Source organism: Mesorhizobium sp. M2A.F.Ca.ET.067.02.1.1 (assembly GCF_004023285.1).
GTDB lineage: Bacteria > Pseudomonadota > Alphaproteobacteria > Rhizobiales > Rhizobiaceae > Mesorhizobium.
In genome coordinates, this window is sequence record NZ_RZSB01000135.1 from 1 (window position 1) to 10314 (window position 10314).

Consider the following 10314-nt stretch of genomic DNA (forward strand, 5'->3'; position numbering starts at 1 on the left):
CCTGATTACCAGCAGCGGAAATGGCGTTCGGCGGACGGCGGCCTGCTTCAGGGATTTGCCGGCAAGGGCGGCTTTCGCCTGACCACGGGCAACTGCGTGAACCGCCTCTGCGTGGCCAGCGAGTGCAGCGAAGCCGGCTGGCCGCTCTATGCCTGCAGCGACGGGCGCAAGCGCAAGATGTCGGTCCAGAGCTTCGTGACGGCAACATTCGACGGCGTCCCCTACCGGCGGCTGAGCGCGCCGAAGGATCAATGATTTCCCGGCGCCGACCGTCTCCAAAAATCGATCTTACTTCACACGAAGGTTGCGCATGCGCCGCGCCGCATGGCATCTGTCGGGCAAATGACGAGCAAGCCCCTTGGACAGCCTTCTAAGGCCGCGCGGCGATCCACCGCCGGGAAGGTCAGCCTCAACCGGGCGCTGTCGAAGCTCGGGTTCTGCTCGCGCAAGCAGGCTGAGCTTTTGATCGCCAAGGGGCGCGTGCGGGTGGGCGGCAAGGTGGCGCGCGACCCTGCGCTGTGGGTCGATCCCGAGCGCGAGAGCATCACGGTCGACGGCGAGCGCATTGCGGCCGAGCGCAAGGTCTATCTGATGCTCAACAAGCCGCGCGGGCTGGTCACGACTCGCGATGATCCCGAAGGCCGTGGCACCGTCTATGACTGCCTTAAAGGGCTCGACCTGCCCTTCGTGGCGCCGGTTGGCCGGCTCGACAAAGCAAGCGAGGGGCTGCTTTTGATGAGCAACGACACGCGCTGGGCGAACGGTTTGCTCGACCCCGCCTCGCATGTCGCCAAGACCTATCATGTGCAGATTGCTTCAGTGCCTGACGACGCGATGCTGGAACGCTTTCGCCAGGGCTCGGCCGTCGACGGGGAGTTGCTTACGGCAAGCTCGATTGCGCTGTTGCGCAGCGGCGGGCGGACAGCCTGGCTGGAAATCGTGCTCGACGAAGGTCGCAACCGGCAGATCCGCAGGCTGCTCGGCGCTTTCGATATCGAGGTGCTAAGGCTGGTTCGCGTGGCGATCGGCGGTCTTCAGCTCGGCGAGCTTGCCAAAGGCAAGGCGCGGCATCTGACGAGCGAGGATCTGGCGACCCTGGCGATTTGACGAGCCGGGCGCTCTCCCCTCACCCGGATTGCCAGCCGAATTGCGAAAGGCAATCCGGGGCAGTCCGACCTCTCCCCGAGGGGAGAGGAGTTCGCCAGCGCGGCGCCAACCTCTTCTCCCCTCGGGAAGAAGGTGGCCGCGAAGCGGCCGGATGAGGGGGAGTCGTGCTCGCTACTTCTGGTTCCACCGCCGGATGACCGGCTCCGTCAGGTCGTGCTCGTAGCCGAGGATGCTGAGGCTGGCGGTATCGAGCACGAAATGCTCGCCCCCTTCCGGCGGCAGGCCGACCCAGCGCGCCGCGAGAACACGCAGGAAATGCGAGCTGGAGAAGACGAGCACATTGCCGGCAATCGCGCGCAGCCCGGCGATGATCGCGTCGGCGCGGGCGCCGACATCGGCCGCCGTCTCGCCGTCAGGACAGCCGTCGCGGAACAATTGCCAGCCGGGGCGCTTCGACAGGATTTCCTTGGTCGTCACGCCCTCGTAAGCGCCATAATCCCATTCCTGCAGGTCCGGCTTCTTAACCGCGCCCTCGCCGAAGCCGGCCAGGCGGCAGGTGTCGAAGGCGCGCTGCGAGGGGCTCGACCAGACCGCCTGGAAGGTCAGGCCCTTGAGCCGGTCGGCCACGCCGCGCGCGGCCTCCTCGCCTTTCGCCGTCAGCGGGATGTCGGTGCGGCCGGTATGCCTGCCCGAGAGGCTCCATTCGGTCTCGCTATGACGGACAAGATAGATCTCGGGATACGCGCTGCTCATTGACCGCCCTCGGCTGAATGCTTCGCCGGGAATCCGGCTCGCGCACCCTATGCGGCAGCCGGCAAAAAGAACAGGCCGCGGCTGAGCCGCGGCCTGCACAGGCTTGGGAGGGATGCCTAACTTGCCTGTCACTCGGCCGGCAGCAGGCCGCCGGACAGCGCGAGATCCGCCTCTTCCGGCAACTGGCCGGCCATGGCGGCGGCGAATTGCTTCTGGTCGAGCTCGCCTTCCCAGCGCGCCACGACGATGGTCGCCACCGCGTTGCCGACGAGATTGGTGAGCGCGCGGCACTCAGACATGAAGCGGTCGACGCCGAGGATCAGCGCCATGCCGGCGACCGGCACCGAAGGCACGACCGAGAGCGTGGCGGCCAGCGTGATGAAACCGGCGCCGGTGATGCCGGCCGCGCCCTTGGAGCTCAGCATGGCGACGAGCAGGAGCAGGATCTGGTCGCCGAAGGTGAGCGGCGTGTCGGTTGCCTGGGCGATGAACAGCGCAGCCAGCGTCATGTAGATGTTGGTGCCGTCGAGATTGAAGGAATAGCCGGTGGGGATGACCAGGCCGACCACCGAGCGGTTGCAGCCGGCACGCTCCATCTTGGCCATCAGGCCGGGAAGTGCGGCTTCCGACGACGAGGTGCCGAGCACAAGCAGCAGCTCTTCCTTGATGTAGCGGATCAGCGCCAGGATAGAGAAGCCGTTGTACCATGCGACGGCGCCGAGAACGACGAGCACGAACAGCAGCGACGTCAGGTAGAAGGTGCCGATCAGGAAGGCGAGGTTGGCGATCGTGCCTATGCCGTATTTGCCGACGGTGAAGGCCATGGCGCCGAAAGCGCCGATGGGGGCTGCCTTCATCAAGATGGCGACGAGGCGGAAGATCGGCGAGGTCAGCGCCTGCAGGAAATCGACCACGGGGCGGCCGCGTTCGCCGACCAGCGCCAGCGCGATGCCGAACAGCACCGAGAAGAACAGCACCTGCAGAATGTCGCCCTGCGCGAAGGCCCCGGTGATGGTGTCGGGGATGATGTTCATCAGGAAGCCGACGATGGTCGTGTCATGCGCCTTCTCGGTGAAGGTCGAGACCTTCGAGGCATCGAGTGTCGCGGGATTGATGTGCATGCCGGCGCCGGGCTGGATGACGTTCGATACAACCAGGCCGACGATCAGCGCCAATGTCGAGAAGACAAGAAAGTAGATCATCGCCTTGCCGGCGACGCGGCCGACCTTGTGCAGGTCGGAGACGCCCGCGATGCCGGTCGCGACGGTGAGGAAGATCACAGGCGCGATGACCATCTTGACCAGCTTGATGAAGGCATCGCCGAGCGGTTTCAGCGAAGCGCCCAGATCGGGGTAAAAATGGCCAAGCAGGATGCCGGCGGCGATCGCCACCAGGACCTGCACATAAAGATGCCGGTAAAAGGGAACCTTGCCGCGCGGTTCGGCGGCAGCGATTGCTGTCTGCATGATATCCTCCGTTCGGCCCCCGATCGAGAACGCTCGACCTCCCAGGGGGCTGTTAACCTTCACAGCCTCGCGGCTGCTGCGGACCTACCTGCAACGCGCGTGCCAGATGGCGCCCGGAGTTTCGCTTCGTTGATTTTGCTGAATTTTTCGAGCTCGTGAGGTGCCTTTTCCGCGGCATCAGTGCGGTTATCCGCATAGGTAGAATTGCGCCTTGTGCGAAAACATGCACAAATACGCCATGCTGCAACGCCCCGCCGCTGCTCTCGCTTCGACGCCCGAACTGCTTGCCAGGCGGGCGCGGCGCGCCTGGCTGCTGTTCACGGCGGTGGCGCTGGCGATCGTCGCGGCAGCGCTCTACGGCGCCGGCCTCTATGGCCGCTCGACGGAGATCGAGGCATTAGCCACGCAAGGACGCACGGACGCCAATCTCAAGGTCGCGCTGCTGCGCGCGGTGCTGGAAAATCCGCGCGCGCTGCCGCTGCTCCTGTCGGAGGACCAGCAGGTCAATGACGCGTTGACCCAGCGAAGCCCTGCCGCGATCGACGTGCTCAACCGCAAGCTGGAAGGGCTGGTTTCCGGCACCAAGGCCTCGGTGCTCTACGTCACCGGCACCGACGGTCTGGCGATCGCCTCCAGCAATTGGCGCGAACCGGTGAGCTTCGTCGGCAGCGACTACAGTTTCCGTGCCTATTTCTCAGGCGCGATGCAGACCGGCACCGCCGAATATTTCGCGCTCGGCAATGTCAGCAAACGTCCCGGGCTCTACATCTCGCGGCGCGTCGACGGCGCCTCAGGGCCCCTCGGCGTCGTCGTGGTCAAGATGGAGTTCGACCAGCTCGAAGCCGACTGGCACGAAGCAAACCGGCCGGCCTATGTCAGCGACGCGCATGGCGTGGTGCTGATCACGAGCGTGCCCTCCTGGCGCTTCCTGACGACGGAGCCGCTTAGCCGGCCGGTGCTCGCCGAAATCCGCGCCAGCCAGCAATTCGGCGATGCACCTCTGGTGCCCTTGCCGATGACGAGGCCGCAGGCGCTGAGCTCCGATGTCGCGCTGGTCCATGCCATCACGCCCGGAGGCAGCGATGCGGAATATCTGCGGCTCTCGACCGCTGTGCCGTCGACACCGTGGCAGCTCGACTATCTTGTTCCAGCCGAAGCGCCGGTCGCCGCCGCGCAGCGCGAAATGCGGCTCCTGGCGCTGGGCGTCCTTGTGCCGCTGATCGCCTTGGCCGCCTATCTGCTTTGGCGCCGGCAGTCCGCCCAGATGCGGATCGCCGACGAACAGGCGGCGCGCGCCGAGCTGGAGCGGCGCGTCGTCGAGCGCACGCAGGATCTCAGCCTGGCGCGCGACCGGCTGCAGGCCGAGATCGCCGACCATCGCAGCACCGAGGTGAGGCTGCAGGTCATGCAGCAGGAGCTGGTGCAGGCCAACCGGCTTGCCACGCTTGGCCAGGTCGCGGCCGGCGTCGCGCATGAGATCAACCAGCCGGTGGCGACGATCCGCGCCTATGCCGACAATGCGCGCGTGTTCCTCGAGCGCAAGCAAAGCGCCTCAGCCGAGGAGAATCTTGGCGCCATCGCCGCGCTGACCGAGCGCATCGGAGCCATCACGGAGGAGCTGAAAGCCTTTGCCCGCAAGGGCCGCACCGCCGCCGAGCCCGTCGAATTGCGCAGCGTGATCGAGGGCGCAGTCGTGCTGCTCAGGAGCCGCTTCGCCGGCCGGTTGGATGCGCTGGCGATCAAACTGCCGCCATCGGCGCTGAAAGTAATGGGCAACCGGCTGCGGCTGGAACAGGTGCTGATCAATCTGTTCCAGAACGCGCTGGAGGCGCTCGATGGCCGTGATGGCGCAAGGGTCGAAGTCTCCGCCGCCGAAACCGGCGAAGACGTGGCGCTGGTCGTTTCCGACAACGGACCGGGTATCCCACCCGCGATCCTGAAATCACTGTTCACGCCCTTCAACACCTCGAAGGAGAAAGGCCTTGGGCTCGGCCTGGTCATCTCCAAGGACATCGTCGCCGACTATGGCGGGCGCATCGAGGTTTCGAGCAGCGACCAGGGCACACGCTTCACCATCCATCTGTCGAAAGCCGGCGCAGCATGACGAAGCACAACCCAGCAACGGTGATCCTGATCGACGACGACAGCGACCTGCTCAAGGCGACAAGGCAGACGCTGGAGCTTGCCGGTTTTGCGGTGTCGGCCTATTCGGTGGCGAGCGAAGCGCTGGCGACGCTCGACCGGAATTTCGCCGGCGTGGTTGTCTCGGACATCCGCATGCCGGAGATCGACGGGCTGCAGCTCTTCGGCCGCGTCTTGCATCTCGACCCCGATATTCCCGTGATCCTGGTCACGGGGCACGGCGACATCGCCATGGCCGTCAACGCAATCAAGGACGGCGCCTACGACTTCATCACCAAGCCTTTCGCCACTGAGCGGCTGGCGCAGAGCGTTGCCCGCGCCGCCGAAAAACGCCGGCTGGTGATGGAGAACCGCGCCTTGCGCGAAGCGGCCGAGCAGGCGCAGGAGGGCTTGCCGCTGATCGGACAGACGCCGGCGATGGAGCGGCTGCGCCGTACGCTCAGGCAGATCGCCGACACCGATGTCGACGTGCTGGTGACCGGCGAGACCGGCTCCGGCAAGGAGGTGGTGGCGAACCTGCTGCATCGCTGGAGCCGCCGTGCCAATGGCAATTTCGTCGCGCTCAATTGCGGCACGCTGCCGGAGACGGTCATCGAAAGCGAGCTGTTCGGACACGAGGCCGGCGCCTTCACCGGCGCGCAGAAGAAGCGCGTCGGCCGTATCGAGCATTCGAGCGGCGGCACGCTCTTCCTCGACGAGATCGAAAGCATGCCGGCCTCGACGCAGGTGCAGATGCTGCGCGTGCTCGAAATGCGCGAGGTGACGCCGCTCGGCACCAATGAGGTACGCCCAGTCGACCTGAGGGTGGTCGCTGCCGCCAAACTCGATCTCGGCAATGCCAGCCAGCGCGGCGCTTTCCGCGAGGACCTCTATTACCGGCTCAATGTGGTGACGCTCTCCATTCCGCCGCTGCGCGAACGGCGGGACGACGTGCCGCTGCTGTTCGGCTATTTCGCCGAGCGGGCCGCCGCACGGTTCCGGCGAGCCGTGCCGGCGACCGCGGCGGCGGTCCAGCGCCATCTCAGGGAGCACGACTGGCCGGGCAATGTACGCGAGCTCGCCCATTTCGCCGAACGCTTGGTGCTCGGGCTTGACGACGTCGCCGAAACGCCTTCCCCCGCGGCAATGGAGAGCGACGCCGCGACGCCGTTGCCCGAACGGCTCGATCGCTACGAGGCCGACATCATCCGCGAGACACTTGGTCGCAATGAAGGCGACGTCCGCCGCACCATCGAGGCGCTCGGCATTCCGCGCAAGACCTTCTATGACAAGTTGCAGCGGCACGGCATCGTGCGCAGCGATTTTTCCAAATAGATCAAGCTCGTGGAACCCGATCCAATCTCCAGCCGTTGAGCTTGTCCGGCAAACCGTGGCACGTTGGCACCAGCCGGCCAGTGAACACATCGCCGCGATGGCGTTGCCGGGTTGCGCTTGGCAGGCGTTGATGGTTTGTTGCCGCCCAGCGGAGAACGAATGATGCGCGAATCCCTCGGTCAAGACGAATACGGCTCGGCCAACCCTTTCGATCCGGACGACCTGCCCAATCTCAACGCGATGGGGCCGGTGATGGGCGGCGGCAATGATTTCGAGAAATACGCGGTCGCCGTCATCATCGTCTTCGGCGCGCTGATCATCGGCGGCCTGATGGCCGCCTCCATGTCCTTCGGCCACCGCAATGGCTTCCTGTTCGCGCTCGGCGGCGCCACGGCGGCCTGGATTTCCGGCAATGCGCTGCTGCTCGACCGCCCGCGCATCTACGCGCTGTTTGTGGCCATTGCCGCCGTCATGCTGATCGCCTCGACCATCACGCTGGTGACCTGATCAGTTAGTATCCCAGCGCCTCGCCGGCAGCCGCGCGACTGTCCATGGCGCCGTTGTAGCGGGCGCCGCCGCCCTTCTCGATCTCCGCCAGACTCTTTCCGCCGACAAGGATGCCGGCCGCCCGGCCCCAGGTCTCGTCGCTGAGGCCGAGATGATAGCCCATGCCGGCAAGCAGCCGCTCCGTGTCCGGCGAAAGCCCAAAAGGCTCGACATAGACCGTGTCCGGCAGCCATTGATGGTGAATGCGCGGCGCGTCGATGGCTTCCTGGATGTCCATGCCGTGGTCGATGACGTTGACGATCGCCTCCAGGGTGATGGTAATGATGCGCGAGCCGCCCGGGCTGCCGATGACCATGAACGACTTGCCGTCCTTCGTCACGATCGTCGGGCTCATCGAGGATAAAGGCGTCTTCTTCGGCTGAATGGCGTTGGCCTCGCCCTGGACCAGCCCGTAGAGGTTGGGCACGCCGGGCTTCTGGGTGAAGTCGTCCATCTCGTTGTTGAGCAGGATGCCGGTGCCTTCGGCGACGACGCCGGCGCCGAAGGAGCCGTTCAGCGTGTAGGTGACCGCGGCCGCGTTGCCGTCCTTGTCGATGATCGAATAGTGGGTGGTCTCCTTCGACTCGCCAAGACCCTTCGGCATCAAATCCTTCGAGGCGCCGGCGCGGAAGGGATCGATCTTGTCCCGGATGTCCCTGGCGTAGCCCTTGTCGAGCAGTTTCGAGACCGGATTGTCGACGAAATCCGGGTCACCCAGCGCCGAATTGCGATCGACATAGGCATGGCGCATCGCCTCGACCATGACATGGACCGTCTCGGCGGAAGCCGAGCCGAGATAGGAGAGCGGATAGCCCTCCAGGATGTTCAGAATCTCGCAGATGATGACGCCGCCCGAGCTTGGCGGTGGCGAGGAGATGATCTCGTAGCCGCGGTAGGAACAGGTGACCGGCTTCAATTCGCGCACCGCATATTGCTCGAAATCGCCCTTGGCGAGGATGCCGCCCCTGGCGCCGCTCGCCTTGACGATGGCGTCCGCAATGGCGCCCTTGTAGAAGGCGTCCGCCCCCTTTTGCGAGATCGCCGACAGCGAGGCGGCAAGGTCCGGCTGAACGAGCTTCTCGCCAATGCCATAAGGCTTGCCGTCTTTTTTCAGGAAGATCGCGGCCGCCGCCGGGTCCTTCGCCAGCCGGTCGGCGCTGTCGGCGAACCAAGCCGCGTCGCCCTGGTTGAGGACAAAACCATCCCTGGCGTAGGCAATCGCCGCCGCCATCAGATCCTGCCTTGAGAGCGTGCCATATTTCTCACGTGCCATCTCGAAGCCGGCGACGGAGCCCGGCACGCCGACGGCAAGATAGCCGTCGAGGCTGGCGCCTTTCACCGGATTGCCTTGTTTGTCGAGATACATGGTCCTGGTGGCGGCGAGCGGCGCGCGCTCGCGGAAATCGATGAAGGTGGTGCGACCGTCCTTCAGCCGGATAGTCATGAACCCTCCGCCGCCGATATTGCCGGCGTCGGGAAAGACGACGGCCAGCGCATAGCCGATCGCGACAGCGGCATCGACGGCGTTGCCGCCCTTCTTCAGCACGTCGACGCCGACTTCGGTCGCCAGATGCTGCTCCGTGACCACCATGCCGTGCTCACCCTTGGCCGGAACGGGCGACGCGGCGAAGGCGGCAACGGCCGGAATGAAGGCAGAGGCAAGCGAAAGGCTGACGGCGATCAGCGACCGGCGGGTCAAGGGCATGGCGGTGCTCCTGGCGTCGAAATGCCTAGGAAAAACCGTCGGGGCGAATTAGTCCAATAACAATTGAAGTAGCGCGAGAGACCCCCTCACCCGGATTGCCAAGTCGAATTGCAAGGGCAATTCGGGCAATCCGACCTCTCCCCAAGGGGAGAGGAGCTTGCGCCGATCTCTTCTCCCCTCGGGGAGAAGGTGGCCGCGAAGCGGCCGGATGAGGGGGAGTGGCGCAGCCTATCAGACGATGCCGCCGCCGCCGCTGGCGACAGCCGGCCGCTCCGCCGCGACCTTCGCGCGATAACCCGCTTCGCGATAGGCCGCGACCGGATCGATGGCGCCGCCGGTCCGCAGGCGCGCCATGGCGAGGATCGGCTCGACATCGGTGCGGTAGGCCGCCTTTAGCGTCTGCGTCGCCATCAGCGCGTCGTTCTCCTCCTGGAAACCTTCGAGCGCCTTGCGGTCGACCAGCAGCGCCTGCGCGTAGGCGCGCTGCACCTCGACCGCCGACAGCATAAGGCTCTCGATCGGATCGGTGACGTTGTGGCTCTGGTCGAGCATATGGGCGGGATTGAAACCCTTGGCGCCGGAGAGCTCCGCATCGACCAGTTCGTTGAAGACGAGGAACAGCCGGTAGGGATCGATCGAGCCGGCATCGAGGTCGTCGTCGCCATATTTGGAATCGTTGAAGTGGAAACCGCCCAGCTTGCCGAACTGGATCAACCGCGACACGATCATCTCGATGTTGACGTTGGGCGCGTGGTGGCCGAGGTCGACAAGGCAGAAGGCCTTGGCGCCGAGCTCTTGCGCGATAATGTAGTTGGTGCCCCAGTCCTGCACGACCGTCGAATAGAAGGCCGGCTCATACATTTTGTGCTCGGTGAACAGCCGCCAGTCGTCCGGTAGGCCGGCATAGATCTCCCGCATCGCGTCCAGATAGCGCTCGAAGGCCTTTGCGAAATTGACCTGGCCGGGGAAGTTCGAGCCGTCGCCGATCCACACCGTCAGCGCCTTGGAGCCCAGCGTCTTGCCGATCTCGATGCATTCGAGATTGTGCTCGACCGCCTGCCGGCGCGTGCCGGCATCGGCATGCGAGAGCGAGCCGAACTTGTAGGATAGCTTCTGATCCTTGGCGTCGGAGAAAGTGTTGGAGTTCATGGCGTCGAAGCCGAGGCCGAAGCGCGAGGCCGCCTGCTTCAGCCGGTTCGGATCAGCCTTGTCCCAGGGGATGTGCAGCGAGACGGTCGGCGTTGCCTGCGTCAGCTGGGCAATGACGGCGCAGTCCTCGAT

8 protein-coding genes and 1 pseudogene are annotated in these 10314 nt (G+C 65.2%); 5 read left to right on the forward strand and 4 right to left on the reverse strand.

Annotation, left to right across the window (positions count from 1 at the left end; genetic code table 11):
- A pseudogene (locus EOA28_RS12560) lies at window positions 1-255 on the forward strand (hypothetical protein); the annotation flags it as partial.
- A gap of 87 nt (window positions 256-342) precedes the next feature.
- Window positions 343-1107: a pseudouridine synthase gene (locus EOA28_RS12565; protein ID WP_127386239.1), complete on the forward strand. Its 765-nt coding sequence runs from the start codon at window positions 343-345 to the stop codon at window positions 1105-1107.
- A 171-nt stretch (window positions 1108-1278) separates the two neighbouring features.
- Here EOA28_RS12565 and EOA28_RS12570 read toward each other — a convergent pair whose 3' ends face one another.
- Both EOA28_RS12570 and EOA28_RS12575 read right to left on the reverse strand, forming a co-directional pair.
- Complete coding sequence (locus tag EOA28_RS12570; protein WP_127251946.1) at window positions 1279-1860, reverse strand: histidine phosphatase family protein; 582 nt, start codon at window positions 1858-1860, stop codon at window positions 1279-1281.
- A 128-nt stretch (window positions 1861-1988) separates the two neighbouring features.
- Complete coding sequence (locus EOA28_RS12575; protein ID WP_127251945.1) at window positions 1989-3326, reverse strand: dicarboxylate/amino acid:cation symporter; 1338 nt, start codon at window positions 3324-3326, stop codon at window positions 1989-1991.
- A gap of 238 nt (window positions 3327-3564) precedes the next feature.
- On the opposite strand from EOA28_RS12575, the gene EOA28_RS12580 reads away from it, so the two are divergent.
- From EOA28_RS12580 to EOA28_RS12590, 3 genes are all read left to right on the forward strand, one after another.
- Window positions 3565-5430, forward strand: a complete 1866-nt coding sequence (locus tag EOA28_RS12580) for an ATP-binding protein (protein ID WP_245463182.1) — start codon at window positions 3565-3567, stop codon at window positions 5428-5430.
- Window positions 5427-6782 carry a sigma-54 dependent transcriptional regulator gene (locus EOA28_RS12585; protein ID WP_127251944.1) on the forward strand — a complete coding sequence of 452 codons (1356 nt, stop codon included), beginning with the start codon at window positions 5427-5429 and terminating at the stop codon, window positions 6780-6782. Before EOA28_RS12580 ends, EOA28_RS12585 begins: the two co-directional genes overlap by 4 nt.
- Window positions 6783-6941: 159 nt before the next feature.
- A complete protein-coding gene (locus tag EOA28_RS12590) occupies window positions 6942-7289 on the forward strand; it encodes a hypothetical protein (protein ID WP_042637278.1) in 348 nt (115 codons plus the stop codon).
- 4 nt (window positions 7290-7293) lie between these two features.
- On the opposite strand, the gene ggt is transcribed toward EOA28_RS12590, so the two are convergent.
- Both ggt and rhaI read right to left on the reverse strand, forming a co-directional pair.
- Window positions 7294-9033: a gamma-glutamyltransferase gene (gene ggt, locus EOA28_RS12595; protein WP_128314924.1), complete on the reverse strand. Its 1740-nt coding sequence runs from the start codon at window positions 9031-9033 to the stop codon at window positions 7294-7296.
- Window positions 9034-9264: 231 nt separating this feature from the next.
- Window positions 9265-10314, reverse strand: a 1050-nt coding sequence (gene rhaI, locus EOA28_RS12600; protein WP_128314925.1) for an L-rhamnose catabolism isomerase, incomplete at its 5' end; no start/stop codon positions are given.